Consider the following 22158-nt stretch of genomic DNA (forward strand, 5'->3'; position numbering starts at 1 on the left):
AATTGATTAAGCGTGTGCAGGTTTTAAACCTAGCGTTTTTAATTGATTGAAATGTTCAAGAAATGCTTTTCGCATTGTTTTATATTCGTGATAAGGTAAATTAAATTCTTTAGCTGTTTCTTTTACAATTTTTGCTAATTTACCGTAATGTATGTGCGATATATGTGGAAAAATATGATGTTCAACTTGGTGATTTAATCCGCCAGTGTAATACGATATTAATTTGTTTTTTGGCGCAAAATTAGAAGTTGTAAATAGTTGGTGTATAGCCCAAGTATGTTCCATCTTTCCATTTTTATCGGGTAAAGGCATATCAGTTTGTGGTACTACGTGTGCTAATTGAAAAGTAACACTTAAAATCATTCCGGCTGTGTAGTGCATTACAAAAAAGCCTATTAAAACTTTCCACCAGGCAATATCTAAAATTAACAACGGTAAAACTATCCAAATTGCATAGTAAAGTATTTTAGTAATTATTAAAACACTCCATTGTTTTGCAGGACTTGGTAATTTTCCATAAGAAAGTTTTCGTTTTAAATATCGTGACGTTTGTTTAAAGTCGGTTGTAATAGCCCAATTTATAGTTAATAAACCATATAAGAAAATGGAATAGAATTTTTGAAATTGGTGTATTGGTATCCATTTTGCGTGTTTTGAAAATCGAATAATTCTTCCGGCATCAATATCTTCATCATAACCTTGAATATTAGTAAAGGTGTGGTGTAACACATTGTGTTGTACCTGCCAATTGTAAACATTACCAGCTAAAATGTAAATACTGCTTCCCATTATTTTATTTACCCATTTTTTGCTTGAAAAAGATTCGTGGTTGCTGTCGTGCATTACATTCATACCTACGCCAGCCATTCCTATTCCAATAACAATTGTAAGCAATAGCAGTGCCCATTGCGGCATAGAAACGGTTAATATTAAAATAAGTGGTACTAAAAATAAGCTAAACATTACAATTGCTTTGCTATATAATTTCCAGTTTCCGGTACGTTTTATTTTATTTTCTTTAAAATAAGAATTTACCCTTTTATTAAGGGTTCTAAAAAATTTTGCTTTGTCAGTTCTTGAAAAGCTTATGGTGTTAGTAGTAGTCATTTGTTATAATTTATCTATTTTCTAGACATTTATACTTCAAAATTAAGTCATTTTTATTATGTAATACTACTTTTATGAAAAATATAACATTTTTTGAAAAGATGTTATATTAATTTTAGAAACAGTAATTTTGCCAACAGACGATTAATTATATGGATATTATTTTAAAATACTTCCCTGATTTAACAGAATTACAAATCAGTCAGTTTAGAAAATTAGAAGGATTATATAAAGAATGGAATTCTCAAATAAATGTTATTTCAAGAAAAGATATTGATGAGTTATACCTTAGGCACGTATTACATTCATTAGGAATAGCAAAAGTGCAGCCTTTTTTACCAGAGTCTAATGTTTTAGATATTGGAACCGGTGGTGGTTTTCCTGGTATTCCATTGGCAATTTTATTTCCTAAGACTAATTTTTACTTGGTTGATTCTATTGGAAAAAAAATTAAAGTTGTAAATGAAGTTGCTTCAGCTTTAGGTTTAAAAAATGTGAAAGCTGAACACATGAGAGCTGAAAAGGTAAAAGGCGAGTTTGACTTTATTGTAAGTAGAGCAGTTACCAATATGAATGATTTTGTAAAATGGACTCGTAAAAAAATAGCAAAGAAAAAAAATCACGAACTTAAAAATGGTATTTTATACTTAAAAGGAGGCGATTTAACTGAAGAATTGGCTAATTTCCCCAATGCAACGTTATACGATTTACCTAATTATTTTGAAGATGAATTTTTTGAAACTAAAAAAGTAGTACATATTCCCTTAAAAAAGAGATAGTATGATATTTGTTATGGTGCGTTAAAATAATAAAAGGTAATTTTGTCTTTAATTAAAAAAGAGAATTATGAGCGCAACAAAAGAATGCTTAGTTTGTAAAAAAACTTCAGAAGTGATACCAGTAACTAAATTTTACTATAAAGAAAGTGAGTTTTATATTTGCCCGCAACATATGCCAACAATTATTCATAAACCACAAGAGTTAGTAGGTCTTATTGATGGTGCAGATACTTTTGAAGCAGTTTAAAAACTTTACTAAAATAAAAAAGCCCGCTAAAAGCGGGCTTTTTTATTGAGTTTATTCAATTATTTTTTGAATTTATCTGATAAATCTTTACCAAACTCTTTTATTTTATCAATAGCTACTTCAACTTCTTTTTCAACTGTTTCTAAAGTAGTTTCACCTAAAAAAGGATATCTGTAATCTGTAGGAGGAACAAAAGTTTCTTTAATAGTACGTGCATTTACCCAACGTAATAAATTCCATACAGAACCAGCTTTATCATTAGTTCCAGATCCACGAGCTCCACCAAATGGTTGTTGACCTACAACAGCACCCGTTGGTTTATCGTTAATATAAAAGTTACCAGCAGCATTTTCTAACTTGTTTGTTGCAATATCAATTACATAACGATCTCCACTAAAAATAGCACCTGTTAAGGCAAATTCACCTGTTTTATCTACTACATCTAAAATTTCTTCCCATTGGTCATCTTCATAAATGTAAATAGTAATAATTGGGCCAAACAATTCAGTTGACATTGTTTTATATTGCGGGTTTGTTGTAACAATTATTGTTGGTTCAATAAAGTAACCTACAGAATCATCATAACCACCACCAGCAATAATTTCAGCATCAGAGTCAGCCTTTGCTTGGTCAATATAACTTGATAATTTTTTGAAAGCTCTATCGTCAATTACTGAATTTATAAAATTAGTAGTGTCTTCAGGAGTTCCCATTTTAAAAGAAGCAATATCTTTTAAAACACTTTCTTTAATTGCAGGCCATAAACTTGCAGGTAAATATGCACGCGACGCTGCAGAACATTTTTGACCTTGATATTCAAATGCACCTCTTGAAATTCCTGTAGCAACTTCTTGTGCTTTTGCTGAAGGGTGCGCCCAAATAAAATCTTTACCTCCAGTTTCACCAACAATTCTTGGGTACGATTTGTATTTTCCTACGTTTTTACCAATAGTTTCCCAAAAGCTGTTAAATACCGGCGTTGAACCTGTAAAGTGAACTCCAGCAAAATCAACACTATTTAGTAAAACATCAGTAATAGTTGCAGAATTACCAGTAACCATATTAATAACACCATCAGGTAAACCAGCCTCTTTAAATAATTCCATAATTACTTGTGCAGAATAAACTTGAGACCTTGCAGGTTTCCAAATAACTACATTCCCCATTAAAGCGGGAGCAGCAGGTAAATTACCAGCAATAGCAGTAAAATTAAAAGGAGTAATTGCATATACAAAACCTTCAAGCGGACGGTATTCCATTCTGTTCCAAATACCAGGAGAAGAAATAGGTTGATTTGTGTAAATTTCAGTCATAAACTGTACGTTAAAACGTAAAAAGTCTATCAACTCACAAGCAGAATCAATTTCAGCCTGAAAAGCATTTTTAGATTGCGCAATCATTGTTGCGGCATTCATTTTATAACGGAAAGGTCCAGCTAATAAATCTGCAGCTTTTAAGAAAATTGCAGCTCTGTGCTCCCAAGAAGTTGCCGCCCATTTTACACGTGCTTCAGCAGCAGCTTCAACAGCTAATTCTATATGTTCTTTTTCAGCAGTATGGTATTGACCAACACTGTGTTTATGATCGTGTGGAGGGTTAATTTCTACGGTATTTCCTGTTCTATATTCTTTACCACCAATATAAAAAGGGATGTCAACTTTTTCATTGAACATTTTTTTATAAGTGTCCAATAAAGCCTTACGTTCTGGAGTTCCAGGAGCGTATGAGTTTATAGGTTCATTAATTGCTTTCGGTACATTGTAAAATCCTGTCGCCATCGTTTTAATTTTTTTAGATTAAATTTGCAATCAAAATTACAAAATCAATTTTAGAATTTCAGACTGAAACTGATACTAAATAAACCAATTTTAATAGCATGTGCACAGTAACTTTTCTTCCGTTAGCTAAAAATGGTTTTATATTAACTTCAAGCAGAGACGAAAGCCCTTTAAGAGAGACAATTGCACCCAATAATTATGTTGAAAATGGCGTTAAAATGTGTTTCCCAAAAGATAAATTAGCTGGTGGAACTTGGATTGGAACAAGCTCAAAAAAACGGTTAGTTTGTGTGTTAAATGGGGCATTTGAAAATCATATAAAAAAGGACAATTATAGCAAAAGTAGAGGTGTTATTGCAAAAGAAATTTTAAAAGAAAAAAATGCAATTGAGTTTATTAAAAATATAAATTTAGAAGGAGTTGAACCTTTTACTTTAGTGCTTGTTGATTGGAGTAATGAAGTTGGTTTGTATGAATTGATTTGGGACGAAAAAACAAAGTTTTTTTCAAAATTAAAAAACGAGCCAAATATATGGTCATCTTCAACTTTATATTCAAATAAAATTAAAGAATTACGAAAGAATTGGTTTCAAAATTGGTTAGCAAAAAATACATTTTCAACCAAAACTATATTAGAATTTCACCATTCAGAAATTGGAGATAAACAGCAATCTGTTTTAATGAAACGTTCAACCGTTGAAACGGTTAGTATTACTTCAGTAAAAAAAGAAGGTGCCGTAATTGAAATGAATTATAATGATGTAATTCACTCAAAAAATACAACGCTTGTAGTTTAAGTTGAAACAAATGAAATTGCAAGCACTAAAATAGTTCCAATTGTTCCTAAAAGTAAATAAAAGTTATTTATTAGTATAAATTTTACAAAGGTTTTAGTGTTGCTTTGTTGGTAAAAAGTTCTAAGTGCTTTGTACAAATAAATCAAAAACATTAATATAAATATTCCGGCAAAATTTCCAATATCAATTACAAAATTTATTAAGTAAAAAATACTTAACAGTAAAAAGAAAACAGTTTGCGTGTTAAAAACAAATACTAAATGTTCTATATAAGTAAAGTCTCTTCTAAAATACAGAAGCATTAAAAATAAGGTGAAAATTGGAAGAAATATAAATAATGAAATAGAAGTAGTTGATATTATTTTCTTTAAATATGTTTTACCATTATCCTCTTTAAGCTGTTTAATATTTTTATTGGTATTAATAATTTCTTGGTAGTAAAAAAGATTCCAAAATGTTTTTTTATAACCTAAACTATCTAGTGCTTCAGAATTTGATGAATTAGGTTTTTTACTTTGATAATTGTAAAAATCTTCAAGTCTATTCCAAACACTAATTCTAGCTGCACTGTCTTTTTTTATATGATATAGATACGGAATTGTATCTTCTTTATAAGTGTAGTTTTCAGAATAGTTGGAGGTTTTTTCTAATGATGAGATTATTTTTGTTGAAGTAGAATCATTAGGTGAATTTCCTTAAATTTCATCTTGCACATTTTTAAGAATAGAATCTATTTGTGGTTGGTTTATTTGCTTTAGAGAGTCTATAGTTTTAGGGGTTTTTGCTATTTCGTTTACAGGAATTGAAATGTTGTCTACCCTATTTGAAATTCCTAAAATTAAAAAGAAAACAATTGAAACATTTAAGTATAATTGAAAAGGGTTTACAAAACGAGCTCTTTTTCCTTCAATATATTCTTTTGAAACTTTACCAGGTTTCGTTAATAAAGGAATAAACGTTGTCCAAAACCTAGAGTCGTAAGATAAAAAACCAATAAAAAGATTATTTATAAATACAGCTAAACTTAATTTTTTAGTGGTGTTTTTTTGACCGCAATATGAACAAAAATTATCACTTGAATTTAGTGGTTTTCCACAGTTTAAACATTCTAATCCTTTAATACGTTTTGATTTGTATTTAAATGGCAATAACTTAAATTTCATTTCAATTATAAATATTAGAAACCATTAATTGAAATGTAGGAATGCGCACTTTAAATGTTTTAGAAGTTGAAAAAGCCACCATATTGTAATATCCTCTCATTGCCCCAATTGGTGAGGTTAAAAAACAATTTGAACTATAGGTATGTTTTTCTGAAGGTTTTAAAATTGGTTTTTTGCCAATAACGCCAGAGCCTTCAACAATTTCAGTTTTATTTAGTGAATCGTAAATTCTCCAATGTCTCTGCAATAATTGAACAGTTTCATTGCTTTGATTTTCAATAGTAACTTGGTAGCTAAAAGCATAGTATAATTTGTAATTTCTATAGCTTGTGCCTTCAAAATTTGTTGTAACGCTAATTTTAATTCCTTTTGTAATTTGTTGTACCATAACAGTCTTTCTGTTTATGTGTTTATTCAAATATACGAAATTTATAAGGTTAGTTTAAAATAACTTTTGAGTTCCCAGTACCCATACCAATTACTTTTGTGTATCTAGACCCAAATTTTTTATAATATACAATTACCGTATAGTCGTTTTCAGTTTGAAAATAAGAGCCATCAATATCGTGATTGCTTATTACTCCATTTTTGTCTTTTGTAACGTATTGATAATTGTAGAATCCTTGTTTCATTAAAATGGTTCCTTCAAAAAAGCCTGTTTTTGTATTGTATTGAAGTTTGTTACTTTCATTTAAAGCCCAATTGTTAAATTTTCCACTTACATAAACATCTTTGTTTGATAAATCTTCTAAACATTCTAAAGAGAAATATACCCAAGTATAATCTGCTTCAATATTTGGTAAGTCGCTATCTAATGTTCTAATGGTGAAATTTCCATTTATGTCAGGAGCGTAAGTGTAAGGTCTATCTATTCGTTCTTCATTTGTGTATAAATACGTGTCGTAAATATCTCTTGTTATTTCAGATCGGGCAATGTTAAGCGTTGAGCTTCTAATATCTTTTGAATCAAAATATAAAAATTCATTTCCTGCCCAATAACTAGTTTCTTTATCGTACAAATAAAGTAATTGATTATTTCTGAAAAATTGAGGCTTTAAATCCTTAATTGCAGTTTTCCAATTGTTGTTTTGAATTAATACTGTTTTAATTTCTTGATAAGGGTTATTTACTATAAAATTTCCTTTGTTAATTGTAAATTGTACGGATTGATGGGTTTCTATTTTTTTGAGATCTCTACTTTGATACACGCCAACAGCAACAGTAACTTGCGATTCATACACAATAAATCTTCGTTGCAAAACAACTTCTCTTGCATCATTTAAAATGGAAAGGATATAGTTTCCTGAAATTTTAATTTGTGTGGTTTCATTAGGAATCGTTAATTCATAATTTGTGTAAGGTAACAATGTGTTAAATGAATTGTTGAATTCTCTTATTCTATCTTCTGAAAAACCTGTAATATATTCAGAGTCTATTAATTTTGACGGAGTCCAATCTATTTCGCAATGGCTAATTTTGTAATAGTAGTTTTGTTCATTGGCGTTTAAATCATCAAAAGATAACATCATTTTTTCACCCAATTGAATTATAGGGCTGTAATTATTAATATTTGATGATTGAAAAATGACAGTTTTAATGTTGGGTGCATCTCTTATTTGAGCAAAAAATAATTGATGAAAACATAAAAACACAAAAAATAATAGGCTGTTCTTCAAAGTAATTAACTATTTTAAATAGAAATATATCAATTTTTATACCAAACAATCTCTTGTATAGCTTGCTGTAAAAGTAATAAAACTAAAATGGTTTTAACAGTAAGCAACATATTGTGGAAAAAAGTATTAAAAAATGTCCCGAACTACCTAGGAAATTGTTATTTTTGCCTCGTTTTTTATAGATTATTAAATTAACTAAAAATATGTCAATGGACATTCGTATAAAAAAAGGTTTAGATATTAAGCTTGTTGGTAATGCTGAAAAGGTTACTGAAAATGCTGAATCTAGTAATGTATTTACATTAAAACCTGAAGATTTCCACAGTATTATTCCAAAATTATCAGTTAAAGTTGGCTCAAAATTAAAAGCAGGTGAAGCTGTTTTTTATAATAAAGCTAATGAAGAAATGAAATTTCCTTCGCCAGTAAGTGGTGAGTTGGTTGATATTATTCGTGGTGAAAAGAGAAAAATTTTAGCACTTAAAATTGAGGCTGATAGTACACAAGAATTTGTTGATTTTGGTTCACAAGATCCAAAAGCATTAAAAGGAGACCAAATAAAAAGTCATTTATTGGCTTCAGGTTGTTGGCCTTTTATTAAACAAAGACCTTATGATGTGGTTGCAGACCCTGCAAATACACCAAAAGCAATTTTTGTTTCGGCTTATGCAAGCGCTCCTTTAGCAGCAGATTATGATTATGTATTAGCTGGAAAAGAGAATGAATTGCAAGCTGCTGTTACTGCTTTAAGTAAATTAACTTCTGGTGATGTGCACGTTTCAATTGGTAAAAGTTCAAATTCGCCATTTTCAGGGTTAAATAACATTACATTGCATAAAGTTTCTGGACCGCACCCATCAGGGAACGTTGGAACTCAAATTGCAAAAATTGATCCCGTAAATAAAGGTGAAGTTGTTTGGACAGTTACTCCACAAGATTTAGTAATTATTGGAGAGTTGTTGTTAACAGGTAAGTTTAATGCTGAACGTACTATTGCTTTGGCAGGTTCATCAGTTGCATCTCCAAAATATTATAAAACCAAAATTGGAGCAAATATTTCTTCAATTGTTGAAGGGAAACTAAATGAGGGTGATGTTAGAATTATAAGCGGAAATGTGTTAACAGGATCGGCTACAAATTTAAAAGGTAACTTAGGTTATTATGATGATTTAGTAACAGTTATTCCTGAAGGGAATGATTATGAATTGTTTGGATGGACAATGCCTGTATTTAATAAAGTTTCTACTTCTAGAGCATTAACTTTTTCTTGGTTGTTCCCAAATAAAAAATTCGATTTAAATACCAATACAAATGGTGAGCATAGAGGTTTTGTTGTTACAGGAAATTACGAAGAAGTTTTTCCTTTAGACATTTATCCAATGCAAATTCTAAAAGCTTGTATGTATAAAGATTTAGATGAAATGGAAGCTTTAGGAATGTACGAAGTTGCACCTGAAGATTTTGCTTTAACAGAGTTTGTATGTGTATCTAAACAACCACATCAAGAAATTATCAGAAAAGGGTTAGACTTAATGTTAAAAGAAATAGGATAGATTATGGGATTAAAAGAAAAATTACATAATATAAAAGAAAAGGGTCAAGGTAAAAAGTGGTTGCCTGCTTTTAGCGCCTTTCATACTTTTTTATATACGCCTAATGAAACCACACACTCTGGAGGTCACGTTAGAGCGGCAGATGATTTAAAAAGAACAATGAATACCGTTGTAATGGCATTAATTCCATGTTTAATATTTGGAATGTTCAATACAGGGTTTCAACATTTTGAAGCAATTGGTGAGCCAGTAGCTTTTTTATCTTGGGAAGCATTTTCGTTAGGATTAATTAAAATTCTTCCATTAATTATTGTTTCATATGTAGTAGGTTTAGGAGTTGAATTTATTTTTGCAGTAATTAAAGGTCACGAAGTTGAAGAAGGGTATTTGGTAACAGGTATGCTAGTTCCACTTATTGTGCCAGTTGATATTCCACTATGGATGCTTGCAGTTGCAGTTATTTTTGGAGTTGTAATTGGTAAAGAAGTTTTTGGAGGTACTGGAATGAATATTTTAAATCCAGCACTTACAATTAGAGCCTTTTTATTTTTTGCATATCCAACTTGGATGAGTGGAGATAAAGTTTGGGTTGAAGGAGCTGTTGAAAGAGCAAATGAAATTGCAGCAGGTGCTAATTTAGATGCCATATCAGGTGAAACAATATTAGGAACCTTGGCACAAGGAAATGAAGTTGCTTATTCAGTTTCAGATATGTTCTTTGGTTTTATACCAGGTTCTGTAGGAGAAACATCTACATTCTTAATTTTATTAGCCGGTTTATTTTTAATATTCTCAAAAATTGGAAGTTGGAGAATTATGCTTTCTGCAGTAGTTGGAGCAGTTGTAATGGGGTTAATATTTAACGGTGTTGTAGATGCAGGTTGGGTGAAAGAAAGTAGTAGTTTTTATAGCCTAATGAGTACTGAATTTTGGCATCACTTATTAATTGGTGGGTTTGCATTTGGAGTTGTGTTTATGGCAACTGATCCGGTGACAGCCTCACAAACAAATAAAGGGAAATGGATATACGGATTTTTAATTGGATTTATTTCAATTTTAATTAGAGTATTTAATCCAGCTTACCCAGAAGGAGTTATGTTAGCAATTTTATTAATGAACGTATTTGCACCAACTATTGACCACTATGTGGTACAAGGTAACGTTAAAAGAAGGTTAAAACGTTTAAAAGCAAAAACAGTATAACAATGGGAAAAAATACTGATAGTAACGGATATACAATAATATTTGCAACTGTAATGGTACTTATAGTAGGTAGCTTACTTGCATTTTTAGCTTCGTCTCTTAAAGGAAAAATTAGTGAGAATAAGCGTATTGAGAAACAACAAAACATTTTATATGCTATGGGAGTCAATGAAAATGACGAAAGTAGTGTTGAATTTGTTGCAAAAGCAAATGTTGAAAGTGAGTTTTCAACATATATAACTAAGCAAATTGTAATTGAAGGTGAAAAAATCACTGAAAATGAAAATGCTTATTTAATTGATATTAAAAAAGAAGCAGCTTCTGCTAAAGATCCATCTTATGTAAGAAAATTACCTTTGTTTATTGGTAATAAAGATGGTGAAGATTTTTATATAGTTCCTGTAAGAGGAAAAGGTTTATGGGATGCTATTTGGGGATACGTTGCCTTAAACAATCAATTGGTTATTCAAGGTGTGTATTTTGATCACGCAGGAGAAACTCCAGGTTTAGGATCTAACATTAAAGAACGTTTCTTTATGGATGATTTTATTGGGGAGCATATTATGGATGGAGATGTATTTAAAGGTGTTGCCGTTGCAAAGGGTAATGCTGATCCTAAAAATATGAGAAAAGAAGACTTTGCGGTAGATGCAATTGCTGGAGCAACAATTACAGGTGATGGTTTAGCTGCTATGTTGCGTAAAGATTTAAAAATGTATGTACCTTATTTTAAAACATTAAAGCAATAATTTATGGGACTTTTATCAAAAAAAGACGCGAAATTAATTTCGGATCCATTAGCAGATAACAACCCAATTACTATTCAAGTATTAGGTATTTGTTCAGCACTTGCAATTACAGCAGAGCTAAAAGCTTCAATTGTAATGTCTGTAGCAGTATTATTTGTGCTTGGTTTGGGAAATGTAGTTATATCATTAATGAGGAATATAATTCCATCAAAAATTAGAATTATTGTTCAACTAATTGTTGTTGCAACTTTAGTAATTATTGTTGATTTGGTTTTAAAAGCTTTTGCTTATGAATTAAGTAAAACACTTTCCGTATTTGTTGGGTTAATTATTACCAACTGTATTATTATGGGGCGTTTTGAAGCTTTTGCTCTAGCAAATGGTCCTTGGAGATCATTTCTAGATGGAATTGGAAATTCACTTGGATACGCAGTTATTTTAATAATTGTTGGTTTCTTTAGAGAATTACTAGGATCTGGATCTTTATTAGGATATAAAGTATTAGGTGATCCAATTGAAAAAACAGGTGTTTATGCTTTTGGATATGAAAACAATGGTTTTATGTTATTAGCACCAATGGCCTTAATTACCGTAGGAATTATAATTTGGGTACAACGCTCAAGAAACGCAGATTTAATTGAAGAGAACTAAACTATGGAACATTTAGAATTATTTTTTAAGGCAATATTTGTAGATAACATGGTGTTTGCAACATTCTTAGGAATGTGTTCATACCTTGCTGTATCTAAAAAAGTATCAACTGCCGTAGGATTAGGAGCTGCTGTTATTTTTGTAATGGCAATAACAGTTCCGTTAAACTGGTTATTAGATCAATATATTTTAAAAGACGGAGCGTTAGTTTGGTTAGGCGAAGAATATGCAGCGTACGACCTTAGTTTCTTATCATTTATTATGTTTATTGCAACCATTGCAACAATGGTGCAGTTAGTTGAAATAATTGTAGAGAAATTTTCTCCATCATTATATAACTCATTAGGAATATTTTTACCGTTAATTGCTGTAAACTGTGCAATTTTAGGAGGTTCATTATTTATGCAATCTCGTGAAATTCAAACTTTAGGTTTGGCATTTAATTATGGGGTAAGTTCAGGAATTGGATGGTTTTTAGCCATTTTAGCAATTGCAGCAATTCGTGAAAAAATTAGATATTCAAATGTACCTGCGCCTTTAAGAGGATTAGGAATTACCTTTATCATAACTGGATTAATGGCTATTGGTTTTATGAGTTTTGGTGGAATGCTTACAGGTGGAGATGAAGAAGAAGCAACTGAACAAACAGCCGTAGTTAAGGTTGAAAAAGAAGACAATTTAGCAACTGTTGAAGAAGTTAAAATTGAAGCTACTAACGAAAAAGAAATTATAAAATAATGATCATACTAGCAGCAAATACCTTAGGTACAATTGTAGCAACTGTAGTCGCGTTTTTAGTATTAACACTATTATTAGTTGCTCTATTATTATTTGTAAAACAAAAATTATCACCATCTGGTCCTGTTAAGATTACTATTAATGGTGAAAAAGAAATTGAAGTGGCTTCAGGTAGTTCGTTATTAACAACACTTGGAAACGCTAAAATATTTTTACCTTCTGCTTGTGGTGGAGGTGGAACTTGTATTCAGTGTGAATGTCATGTACATTCAGGTGGAGGAGAAGCTTTACCAACTGAAACACCTCACTTTACGCGTAAAGAATTAAAAGAAGGAGCTCGTTTATCTTGTCAAGTAAAAGTAAAGCAAGATATGGATATTTCTATTCCTGAAGAAGTTTTTGGAATTAAGAAATGGGAAGCAACAGTTGTTCGTAATTATAACGTAGCATCTTTTATTAAAGAATTTGTAGTTGAAATTCCTGAAGATATGGGCTACAAAGCAGGAGGATATATTCAAATTGAAATACCTGAATGTGAAATAGACTTTAAAGATATTGATATTACAGCACATCCTGAAGAACATGAAACTCCTGATAAATTCCAAATGGAATGGGATAAATTTGGTTTGTGGGATCTAAAAATGAAAAATACAGAATCAGTTGAACGTGCATATTCTATGGCTTCTTATCCTGCTGAAGGAAGAGAAATTATGTTGAATGTACGTATTGCTACGCCGCCTTGGGATAGAGCTAAAAACGGTTGGATGAGTGTAAATCCAGGTGTTGCGTCTTCTTATATTTTCTCTCGTAAAAAAGGAGATAAGGTTACTATTTCTGGACCTTACGGTGAATTCTTCATTAATGAATCTGATGCTGAAATGTTATATGTTGGAGGTGGAGCAGGTATGGCGCCAATGCGTTCTCACTTATATCACTTATTCAAAACATTAAAAACAGGTAGAAAAGTAACATATTGGTACGGTGGACGTTCTAAACGAGAATTGTTCTATTTAGAACACTTTTATGAGTTAGAAAAAGAATTCCCGAACTTTAAGTTTTACTTAGTATTATCAGAACCTGCACCTGAAGATAATTGGGTGAATAAAACGGATGTTGATGATGCTAATGGAGATGGATTTACAGGGTTTGTGCACCAAGCAGTAATTGATGAATACTTATCTAAACACGAAGCACCAGAAGATTTAGAATTATACTTCTGTGGGCCACCATTAATGAACAAAGCTGTTCAAAAAATGGGTGAAGATTTCGGATTAGCTGATGAAAACATTCGATTTGATGACTTTGGAGGATAAAACCAATTAAAAAAATAAGTTAAGAAAAATCCGATACCTTTGTATCGGATTTTTTATTTTTCAAATTATATTTCATAAAACGATACTCATGAGTAAACCACTTTCAGATCAAGAATTACACAACTTAGCAATGAATATTGTGGGAAAAGACCTTGAAGTAAGAGGGTTTGAGTTTATTGCTGTAAATAGTCAATTAAAAAGACACCCTCAGTTTGTTTGTATTGATAAAAATAACCAGCGTTATTTTGTAATTGTAAAGGCGTCAAAAATTATTGAGGAGCCTATTACTTTTGACGTTATTTGGATGGAAACTTTTAAAAAACATGCGCAATCACAACAGGCAAAAGTTTTATTCGCAGGTGTAGGATTGGGAAACGTAAAAAATAAAGAGTTTCCGCCAAATTTTAATGAAGAATATTTATTGCAATACGAAGGAATACAGTTTTTAGACGTTAGTCAAAATTAAAATACTATTTATAATAGAGTTATTTGACTTAAGGTTAATTACTAAATAACACTTTTTATTTCATTAAATATATTTTTTATGTAATAAACCTTGTCAATTGTTAAAGATTTATTTTGAATTGCTAATGTAAAGCTAAATGTAGTATATTTGTTGCATATAAGTTTTAAACTTATAGTAATGAAACCCCAAATAATGAGATTTAAGATTAACAGGATATTGTTATCAGTTTTTTTTGTGCTTTTTGTGATGATAGGGTATTCACAAACACCTCCTAATCCACAGTCAGATGATGGTGATGGATTACCACCTCCTCCGGGAACACCAATTGATGGTGGTATCAGTTATTTAGTTGTTGCTGGAGCTGTATACGGAGTATATAAACTTCTCAAAAAGAAATAATCTATTTTACTAATAGTTTAGCTACATACTTTCCAATTACATCAAATTCTAAATTTATTACCGTACCTTTTTCAAAAGTGTGGAAATTAGTGAATTCATATGTATAAGGGATTATGGCTACTGAAAAACTGTTTTTTTGAGAGTTTACAACAGTTAAACTAGTTCCGTTTACAGTAATAGAACCTTTCTCAATAGTAACATTGTTTAGGCTACTGTCATATTCAAAATCAAAAACCCAGCTACCATCTTCTTCAGTAACATTAGTACAAACAGCAGTTTGATCCACGTGTCCTTGAACAATGTGTCCATCTAATCGAGCTCCTAAAATCATGGCGCGTTCCAGGTTTATTTTATCTCCTATTTTTAAATGTTTAAAGTTTGTTTTGTCTAGGGTTTCTTTAATAGCTGTTACCGTATATTCGTTTCCGTTTATAGCAACAGTTGTAAGGCAAACACCATTGTGAGCTACACTTTGATCTATTTTTAACTCTGAAGTAAAATCACTTTCAATAGTGATATGAAAATTTTCACCTTCTTTTACTATATTTTTAACAATACCTAAAGTTTCTATTATCCCTGTAAACATCTTTTTGTTAATTTATTTGATTACTTTTGAAGTCTCAAAATTAAGAATAATAAACCTGATTCATGAACAATTCTGAAAAAATAAAATTAGGAATTTCTATAGGAGACTTTAATGGTATTGGTATAGAAATTATTTTAAAAACATTTTTAGATAAAAGAATGTTAGAATTTTGTACACCTATTATTTTTGGTAGCACAAAGTTAGTATCAGCTTATAAAAAATCAATGAATATTAATACGCCATTCAATGGTGTAAAATTTGTTGAAAAATCACTTCCTGGAAAGTTAAATATTGTAAACTTATGGAATGATGACATTAAAGTAGAGTTAGGAAAGCAAACTAAAATAGCTGGTAATTATGCGTTTTTGTCTTTAGAGGCAGCTACAGATTCCTTAAAAAAAGGAGAAATAGATGTGTTAGTTACTGCACCAATAAATAAAGATAATATTCAATCTGAGGATTTTTCATTCCCTGGTCATACGGAATATTTAGATTCTAAATTAGAAGGTGAAAGTTTAATGATTTTAATGGCTGATAAATTAAGAATAGGATTAATTACTGGCCATATTCCTATTTCAGAAGTTTCAACTACAATTTCTCCTGAGTTAATAAAGCAAAAAGTAAGCATTATGCATAAAACTTTGGTGCAAGATTTTGCTATTTCTAAACCTAAAATAGCCATTTTGGGATTGAACCCTCATTGCGGAGACAAAGGTGTAATAGGAAAAGAGGATGATGAAATTGTAAGGCCAACTATTTCTGAAATTCAAAATGAAGGAAAATTAGTATACGGACCATATGCTGCTGATAGCTTTTTTGGTTCAGGAAACTATAAAAATTTCGATGCTATTTTAGCAATGTATCATGACCAAGGCCTAGCACCATTTAAAACCTTGTCTTTTGGTGAAGGAGTTAATTATACAGCAGGTTTAGAAAAGATACGTACATCTCCAGACCATGGGACAGCATACGAATTGGCGGGAAAAGAATTGGCAAATATCAATTCATTTAAGGAGGCCGTATTTAGCGCTATTCAAATTTCAAAAACTAGGAAAGAGTATAATACTTTGACTAAAAACACTTTAAAAAAACAGCGTCAAAAATAAAACTTTAAAAATTCAATATATAAATTGTCAATTTTATAGATTATTTTATATCTTTGCACGCTCAAATTGAAGTTCTAAATGAAAGATTTAAAAGAGTTTGACATTTCTTTTGTTGGTTTAAAATGTGGAATGCATCAATTTGAATATGAAATTGATAAGAAGTTCTTTGATTTTTTTAACTATGACGAATTTTATAATTCAAATGTTAAAGTTGTTTTATCGTTACTGAAAAAAACAACAATGTTTGAATTAAATTTTGATTGTAATGGTTGGGTTGAAGTTGACTGCGATGTTACCGGAGAAAAGTTTCAACAACCTATAAGTTCTAATACAAATTTAATTGTAAAGTTTGGTGATGAATATAATGATGAGAATGATGAATTGTTAATAATTCCGTATTCAGAATTCAAATTAAATTTAGCACAAAACATCTATGAATATATTGTGTTAGCGGTTCCAATTAAAAGAATTCATCCTGGAGTTAGTGATGGAACATTGGAGTCAGAAGTTTTAAAAAAGTTAGAAGAGTTTGAAAATAACGTTGAGGAAGAAATTCAACAAGAAGAAAATACCAACGAGGAAATTGATCCGAGATGGAGTAAGTTAAAGAATATACTAATAGAAAAAAATAAGAGTAATGGCACATCCTAAAAGAAAAATATCGAAAACTAGAAGAGATAAAAGAAGAACTCATTACAAAGCAGTTGCTCCTCAAGTAGCTGTAGATCCAACAACTGGTGAAGCACATTTATACCACAGAGCTCACTGGCACGAAGGAAAATTGTACTATAGAGGTCAAATTGTTATTGATTCAGCTGAAGAAATTCAAGCATAATCAATAAATATAAAAGTATTGAAAAAACTCCCATTTTGGGGGTTTTTTTCATTTATTACCCTAAAATTGGTCAGAAAATGATTATTTACACTTAAAAAGTAAAAATAATTTCATTACTTTGGCCACTCTTTTTTTACTGAAAGAAATAAAATATGACGAAAATTACAGCTGCAATTACCGCCATTGGAAAATTTGTTCCAGAAGATATTTTGACAAATAAAATGTTAGAGAAAATGGTTGATACCAATGATGAATGGATTACAACTAGAACTGGAATAAAAGAACGTAGAATTTTAAAAGGAGAAGGAAAAGGAACTTCTTTTATGGCTATTAAGGCCGCACAAGAGTTAATTGAGAAGAAAAAGTTAGACCCAAAAGAGATTGAACTAGTTCTTGTTGCAACCGCAACACCTGATATGCAAGCAGCCGCAACAGCTGCATATGTAGCTTCTGAAATTGGAGCAATTAACGCTTTTGGTTTTGATTTAGATGCAGCTTGTTCTAGCTTTTTGTTTGGAATGTCTGTAGCTGCACGTTACATAGAGTCAGGTAAATATAAAAAAGTACTACTTATTGGTGCAGATAAATGTTCATCTATGATTGATTATACGGATAGAGCAACATGTATAATTTTTGGAGATGGTGCCGGTGCAGTTTTGTTTGAGCCAAATGAAGAAGGATTTGGCTTGCAAGATGAATATTTGCGAAGTGACGGTATGGGACGTGAGTTTTTAGGAGCTAAAGCTGGTGGATCTTGTTATCCAATTACTGAAGAAGTAATTAAAAATAAAGAACATTTTGTATATCAAGATGGGAAAACAGTTTTTAAAAATGCCGTAACTAATATGGCTGATGTTGCTGAAAAAATGTTAGAAAGAAATAATTTAACAAAAGATGATATTGCGTGGTTAGCGGCACATCAGGCCAATAAAAGAATTATTGAAGCAACAGCCAATAGAATAAAGTTAGATAGTTCTAAAGTAATGATGAATATTCAAAATTACGGAAATACTACTTCTGCAACATTACCATTGGTTATTGCAGATTATGAAAAACAACTTAAAAAAGGAGATAAAATAATTTTTGCTGCATTTGGAGGTGGATTCACATGGGGATCTATTTACCTAAAATGGGCATATAATTCATAACAAATTAACAACTAAAACCAAATGAATATGGAATTAAAAGATATTCAAAATCTGATTAAATTCGTTGCCAAGTCTGGCGCAAGTGAAGTAAAGTTAGAAATGGAAGATATTAAAATCACCATTAAAACTGGATCTGAAAAAACAGAAACTACTATTTTACAACAAGCTCCAATGGGTATGCAACAAATGCCTATGGCTGCTGCTCCAGCACCTGTTGCAGAAGTTGCAAGTGCAGAAAAAGTTGAAGTTGAAAAAACTTCAAAATATGTTGAGATTACATCACCAATTATTGGTACTTTTTATAGAAAACCATCTCCAGACAAGCCAATGTTTGTTGAAGTTGGAGATGTGGTAAGTGAAGATACTGTTGTTTGTATTGTTGAAGCAATGAAATTATTCAATGAAATTGAATCTGAAGTTTCAGGGAAAATAGTAAAAATATTAGTTGAAGATGGAACTCCGGTTGAATTTGGTCAGCCTTTATATTTAGTAGACCCATCATAATGTAAAATCACAATTTTTAATTCTCAAAATCTAATAGTAATATTAGAATTTGTTTTTTGAATATTGAAAAATTGAAGAATTTATGTTTAAAAAAATATTGATTGCCAATAGAGGGGAAATAGCTTTACGCATTATTAGGACGTGTAAAGAAATTGGAATAAAAACTGTAGCTATTTATTCTACTGCAGATGCTGATAGTTTACACGTGCGTTTTGCAGATGAAGCTGTGTGTATTGGGCCACCATCAAGTGCAGATTCTTATTTGAAAATGTCGGCGGTTTTAGCTGCTGCAGAAATTACAAATGCTGATGCTATTCATCCAGGATATGGGTTTTTAGCTGAAAACGCAAAATTCTCGAAATTATGTGAAGAGCATGGGATAAAATTTATTGGTGCTTCAGCTGAAATGATTAATAGAATGGGAGATAAAGCATCTGCCCGTGCTACTATGAAAGCTGCAGGTGTACCAACAATTCCTGGTTCTGAAGGGATATTGGAAACTTATGAAGAAGCTGAAGTGCTTGCAGATGAAATGGGTTATCCAGTAATGCTAAAAGCTACTGCTGGAGGTGGAGGAAAAGGAATGCGTGCGGTTTGGGAAAAAGAAAACCTTAAAGAACATTGGGATGCCGCCCGTCAAGAAGCATTTGCTTGCTTTGGGAATGACGGAATGTATATGGAAAAGTTAATTGAAGAACCTCGCCATATTGAAATTCAAGTTATTGGAGATTCATTTGGAAAAGCTTGTCATTTATCTGAGAGAGATTGTTCTGTTCAACGTCGTCATCAAAAGTTAACTGAAGAAGCGCCTTCTCCATTTATGACTACTCAATTGAGAAAGAAAATGGGAGAAGCTGCTGTAAAAGCATCTGAATTTATTGGATATGAAGGTGCTGGTACTGTTGAGTTTTTAGTTGATAAGCATAAGAATTTCTATTTCATGGAAATGAATACGCGTATTCAAGTGGAGCACCCAATTACAGAGCAAGTTATTGATTATGATTTAATTTATGAGCAAATTAAAGTAGCTTCAGGAATTCCTATTACAGGTAAAAATTATATTCCAAAATTACATTCTATAGAATGTAGAATAAATGCTGAAGATCCTTTTAACGATTTTAGACCTTCGCCAGGGAAAATATCAACATTGCATATTCCTGGTGGTCATGGAGTTAGAGTTGATACACACGTTTATGCAGGATACTCAATTCCTCCAAATTATGATTCAATGATTGCAAAGTTAATTACTACTGCGCAAACTCGTGAAGAAGCAATTGCTAAAATGAGAAGAGCTTTAGATGAATTTGTAATTGAAGGAGTGAAAACAACAATTCCATTTCACAGACAATTAATGAAACACCCTGATTATTTAGCTGGTAATTATACCACTAAATTTATGGAAGATTTTGAACTTCAGCCAGAAGAAGACTAACGTTATTTTAAATAGTAATAAAAAAAAGGATATGATTTTTTCATATCCTTTTTTGTTTTTAGGTTAATCTCTAGAACCTAAAATTCGTAATCCCCAATAGAGTAACATAGCTAAAGAAGATAATGCTGCTACTAAATAAGTTCTGGCAGCCCATTTTAAAGCATCTTTGGCGCCGTCTTGCTCACTATTTGTAAGCATATTATTTGTTTTTAACCAAGCCAATGCTCTGTTACTAGCATCATATTCAACGGGTAGTGTAATAAAACTAAACAAAGTTGCAATAGCCATTAAAGCAAGTCCAACCACTGCAATAGTAAATCCAATTCCAGTGTTCCCTGATGCTGCACCTAATATTAAGCCTCCAATTACTAGCCATTGAGAAAACCTAGAGGAAATTCCAACAACAGGAACAAGTTTTGATCGCATAGTTAACCATTGGTAAGCTGTTGCGTGCTGAACTGCGTGCCCACATTCATGAGCGGCAACTGCAGCAGCAGAAGTGTTTACTTGGTTGTAAACAGATTCGCTTAAGTTTACAGTTTTATTTACAGGGTTGTAATGATCTGTTAATTGACCCGGAGTAGAAATAACCTTTACATCATAAATGCCATTATCAGCTAACATTTTTTGAGCAATTTCTTTACCACTTAACCCATTTTGTAGTCTAATTTTTGAGTAGTATTTAACCTTGCTTTTTAAGCGTTGACTTACTAACCAACTTACTAATGATATTATTCCGATTAAAATATAAAATCCCATATATCTTTTTTTAATTAATGTATTTTTGTTTCGTAAATATATAACATAAATTATTCCAAATTTAAATTTGAGACAAAATGGCAAAAAAACCACATATACTTTTAATATATTCTGGTGGTACCATTGGAATGGTTAAAGATTTTAAAACTGGAGCTTTGAAAGTTTTTAATTTTGATAAACTATTAACACAGGTTCCTGAGCTTAACCATTTAAATTGTACAATTGATAGTGTTTCATTTGAAGACCCTTTAGATTCTTCAAATATGAATCCATCAGAATGGGTACGGTTAGTTGAAATTATTGAAGATAATTATGAGAGTTTTGATGGGTTTGTGGTGTTGCATGGTTCAGATACGATGTCTTACACAGCATCAGCCATAAGTTTTATGTTAGAAAATTTATCAAAACCAATTATTTTTACAGGTTCACAATTGCCAATAGGTGATTTAAGAACAGATGCAAAAGAAAATTTAATTACATCTATAGAAGTTGCCTCAGCACAGGAGCATGGAGTTCCATTAATTTCAGAGGTATGTTTGTATTTTGAGTACAAATTATATCGCGCAAATAGAACAACAAAAGTAAATGCAGAACATTTTCAAGCATTTTCATCATTTAATTATCCGCCGTTAGCTGAAAGTGGTGTTCATTTAAAATTTTTTAAGAGCGCTATTTGTAATGCGAATAGGACTAAAAATTTAACAATTAGAAAGCAATTAGACACAAATGTTGTGATTCTTAAAATTTTTCCAGGGATAACTCAAAATGTAGTTCAAAGTATTTTACAAATAGAAGGGTTAAAAGGTGTTGTTTTAGAAACTTTTGGTTCTGGAAATGCCCCTTCTAAACCTTGGTTTTTAAAATTAATAGAAAAATCCATTGCTTCTGGAGTGCAAATAATCAATGTTACACAGTGCGCCGGAGGAAGTGTAATGATGGGGCATTATGAAACAAGTGTTTTGCTTGAAAAGATGGGAGTAATAAGTGGAAAAGACATAACAACTGAATCAGCTTTGGCTAAATTGATGTACTTATTAGGAGAAAATATTCCAAAAAGTGAATTTAAATCATTTTTTGAAACTTCACTTCGAGGTGAAATGTCAGACTATTAATTCCTCATTTTATAAAAAAGATTAAAATATTTAAAAATTATTAAAATATTTAACAGT

General features: G+C 31.1%; 25 protein-coding genes. 18 read left to right on the forward strand and 7 right to left on the reverse strand.

Annotated elements, in window-relative coordinates; genetic code table 11:
* Nucleotides 1-6 precede the first annotated feature (6 nt).
* Nucleotides 7-1107, reverse strand: coding sequence for a fatty acid desaturase family protein (locus ACFQ5N_RS05235; RefSeq protein WP_386808353.1), 1101 nt, complete (start codon nt 1105-1107; stop codon nt 7-9).
* Nucleotides 1108-1259: 152 nt separating this feature from the next.
* Between ACFQ5N_RS05235 and rsmG the strand changes: the two genes are divergently transcribed.
* A complete protein-coding gene (gene rsmG / locus ACFQ5N_RS05240) occupies nt 1260-1886 on the forward strand; it encodes a 16S rRNA (guanine(527)-N(7))-methyltransferase RsmG (protein WP_386808355.1) in 627 nt (208 codons plus the stop codon).
* Nucleotides 1887-1953: 67 nt separating this feature from the next.
* Nucleotides 1954-2133 carry a hypothetical protein gene (locus ACFQ5N_RS05245; protein WP_386808357.1) on the forward strand — a complete coding sequence of 60 codons (180 nt, stop codon included), beginning with the start codon at nt 1954-1956 and terminating at the stop codon, nt 2131-2133.
* Nucleotides 2134-2192: 59 nt separating this feature from the next.
* On the opposite strand, the gene pruA is transcribed toward ACFQ5N_RS05245, so the two are convergent.
* Nucleotides 2193-3911: an L-glutamate gamma-semialdehyde dehydrogenase gene (gene pruA, locus ACFQ5N_RS05250; protein WP_386808359.1), complete on the reverse strand. Its 1719-nt coding sequence runs from the start codon at nt 3909-3911 to the stop codon at nt 2193-2195.
* Between the two features lie 98 nt (nt 3912-4009).
* Between pruA and ACFQ5N_RS05255 the strand changes: the two genes are divergently transcribed.
* On the forward strand, nt 4010-4708 hold the full coding sequence (locus tag ACFQ5N_RS05255) for an NRDE family protein (protein WP_386808361.1): 699 nt from the start codon (nt 4010-4012) through the stop codon (nt 4706-4708).
* A gap of 695 nt (nt 4709-5403) precedes the next feature.
* Here the strand turns inward: ACFQ5N_RS05255 and ACFQ5N_RS05260 are convergent.
* The 3 genes from ACFQ5N_RS05260 to ACFQ5N_RS05270 are packed head-to-tail and all read right to left on the reverse strand — an operon-like array spanning nt 5404 to nt 7523.
* Entirely contained in the window at nt 5404-5871 is a 468-nt protein-coding gene (locus ACFQ5N_RS05260; protein WP_386808363.1) for a DUF3667 domain-containing protein, read from the reverse strand.
* A 1-nt stretch (nt 5872) separates the two neighbouring features.
* Nucleotides 5873-6259: a Co2+/Mg2+ efflux protein ApaG gene (gene apaG / locus ACFQ5N_RS05265; protein WP_386808364.1), complete on the reverse strand. Its 387-nt coding sequence runs from the start codon at nt 6257-6259 to the stop codon at nt 5873-5875.
* Between the two features lie 49 nt (nt 6260-6308).
* Nucleotides 6309-7523: a type IX secretion system plug protein gene (locus tag ACFQ5N_RS05270; RefSeq protein WP_386809026.1), complete on the reverse strand. Its 1215-nt coding sequence runs from the start codon at nt 7521-7523 to the stop codon at nt 6309-6311.
* Nucleotides 7524-7750: 227 nt separating this feature from the next.
* Between ACFQ5N_RS05270 and ACFQ5N_RS05275 the strand changes: the two genes are divergently transcribed.
* From ACFQ5N_RS05275 to ACFQ5N_RS05310, 8 genes are all read left to right on the forward strand, one after another.
* Complete coding sequence (locus tag ACFQ5N_RS05275; protein WP_386808366.1) at nt 7751-9100, forward strand: Na(+)-translocating NADH-quinone reductase subunit A; 1350 nt, start codon at nt 7751-7753, stop codon at nt 9098-9100.
* Between the two features lie 3 nt (nt 9101-9103).
* The gene (locus ACFQ5N_RS05280) at nt 9104-10303 is read left to right on the forward strand and encodes an NADH:ubiquinone reductase (Na(+)-transporting) subunit B (protein ID WP_386808367.1); all 1200 of its coding nucleotides are present in this window, start codon (nt 9104-9106) and stop codon (nt 10301-10303) included.
* A 2-nt stretch (nt 10304-10305) separates the two neighbouring features.
* Nucleotides 10306-11052, forward strand: coding sequence for a Na(+)-translocating NADH-quinone reductase subunit C (locus ACFQ5N_RS05285; RefSeq protein WP_386808369.1), 747 nt, complete (start codon nt 10306-10308; stop codon nt 11050-11052).
* A 3-nt stretch (nt 11053-11055) separates the two neighbouring features.
* The gene (locus tag ACFQ5N_RS05290) at nt 11056-11703 is read left to right on the forward strand and encodes an NADH:ubiquinone reductase (Na(+)-transporting) subunit D (protein ID WP_386808371.1); all 648 of its coding nucleotides are present in this window, start codon (nt 11056-11058) and stop codon (nt 11701-11703) included.
* A 3-nt stretch (nt 11704-11706) separates the two neighbouring features.
* The gene (gene nqrE / locus ACFQ5N_RS05295) at nt 11707-12441 is read left to right on the forward strand and encodes an NADH:ubiquinone reductase (Na(+)-transporting) subunit E (RefSeq protein ID WP_386808373.1); all 735 of its coding nucleotides are present in this window, start codon (nt 11707-11709) and stop codon (nt 12439-12441) included.
* 2 nt (nt 12442-12443) lie between these two features.
* Nucleotides 12444-13754: an NADH:ubiquinone reductase (Na(+)-transporting) subunit F gene (gene nqrF, locus ACFQ5N_RS05300; RefSeq protein WP_386809027.1), complete on the forward strand. Its 1311-nt coding sequence runs from the start codon at nt 12444-12446 to the stop codon at nt 13752-13754.
* Between the two features lie 88 nt (nt 13755-13842).
* Nucleotides 13843-14220 (forward strand): Na(+)-translocating NADH-quinone reductase subunit F, encoded by a 378-nt coding sequence (locus tag ACFQ5N_RS05305; RefSeq protein WP_386808375.1) that lies wholly within the window; start codon nt 13843-13845, stop codon nt 14218-14220.
* Nucleotides 14221-14466: 246 nt separating this feature from the next.
* Complete coding sequence (locus ACFQ5N_RS05310) at nt 14467-14619, forward strand: PID-CTERM protein-sorting domain-containing protein (protein ID WP_386808376.1); 153 nt, start codon at nt 14467-14469, stop codon at nt 14617-14619.
* 1 nt (nt 14620) lies between these two features.
* Here ACFQ5N_RS05310 and ACFQ5N_RS05315 read toward each other — a convergent pair whose 3' ends face one another.
* A complete protein-coding gene (locus tag ACFQ5N_RS05315) occupies nt 14621-15205 on the reverse strand; it encodes a riboflavin synthase (RefSeq protein WP_386808378.1) in 585 nt (194 codons plus the stop codon).
* Between the two features lie 62 nt (nt 15206-15267).
* Between ACFQ5N_RS05315 and pdxA the strand changes: the two genes are divergently transcribed.
* From pdxA to accC, 6 genes are all read left to right on the forward strand, one after another.
* Nucleotides 15268-16311, forward strand: coding sequence for a 4-hydroxythreonine-4-phosphate dehydrogenase PdxA (pdxA, locus tag ACFQ5N_RS05320; RefSeq protein ID WP_386808380.1), 1044 nt, complete (start codon nt 15268-15270; stop codon nt 16309-16311).
* 78 nt (nt 16312-16389) lie between these two features.
* A complete protein-coding gene (locus tag ACFQ5N_RS05325) occupies nt 16390-16962 on the forward strand; it encodes a YceD family protein (RefSeq protein ID WP_386808381.1) in 573 nt (190 codons plus the stop codon).
* On the forward strand, nt 16949-17146 hold the full coding sequence (gene rpmF / locus ACFQ5N_RS05330) for a 50S ribosomal protein L32 (RefSeq protein WP_386808382.1): 198 nt from the start codon (nt 16949-16951) through the stop codon (nt 17144-17146). Before ACFQ5N_RS05325 ends, rpmF begins: the two co-directional genes overlap by 14 nt.
* A 152-nt stretch (nt 17147-17298) precedes the next feature.
* Nucleotides 17299-18294: a beta-ketoacyl-ACP synthase III gene (locus ACFQ5N_RS05335; RefSeq protein WP_386808384.1), complete on the forward strand. Its 996-nt coding sequence runs from the start codon at nt 17299-17301 to the stop codon at nt 18292-18294.
* Between the two features lie 27 nt (nt 18295-18321).
* The gene (gene accB, locus ACFQ5N_RS05340) at nt 18322-18798 is read left to right on the forward strand and encodes an acetyl-CoA carboxylase biotin carboxyl carrier protein (protein WP_386808385.1); all 477 of its coding nucleotides are present in this window, start codon (nt 18322-18324) and stop codon (nt 18796-18798) included.
* Between the two features lie 82 nt (nt 18799-18880).
* The gene (gene accC, locus ACFQ5N_RS05345) at nt 18881-20230 is read left to right on the forward strand and encodes an acetyl-CoA carboxylase biotin carboxylase subunit (protein WP_386808387.1); all 1350 of its coding nucleotides are present in this window, start codon (nt 18881-18883) and stop codon (nt 20228-20230) included.
* A gap of 63 nt (nt 20231-20293) precedes the next feature.
* On the opposite strand, the gene ACFQ5N_RS05350 is transcribed toward accC, so the two are convergent.
* Nucleotides 20294-20989 carry a zinc metallopeptidase gene (locus ACFQ5N_RS05350; protein WP_386808389.1) on the reverse strand — a complete coding sequence of 232 codons (696 nt, stop codon included), beginning with the start codon at nt 20987-20989 and terminating at the stop codon, nt 20294-20296.
* 77 nt (nt 20990-21066) lie between these two features.
* Here ACFQ5N_RS05350 and ACFQ5N_RS05355 point away from each other — a divergent pair, with 77 nt between their 5' ends.
* On the forward strand, nt 21067-22101 hold the full coding sequence (locus ACFQ5N_RS05355) for an asparaginase (RefSeq protein ID WP_386808391.1): 1035 nt from the start codon (nt 21067-21069) through the stop codon (nt 22099-22101).
* Nucleotides 22102-22158: the final 57 nt, after the last annotated feature.

The sequence above is a fragment of the Lutibacter holmesii genome, from assembly GCF_042679665.1.
Taxonomy (GTDB): Bacteria; Bacteroidota; Bacteroidia; order Flavobacteriales; family Flavobacteriaceae; genus Lutibacter; species Lutibacter holmesii.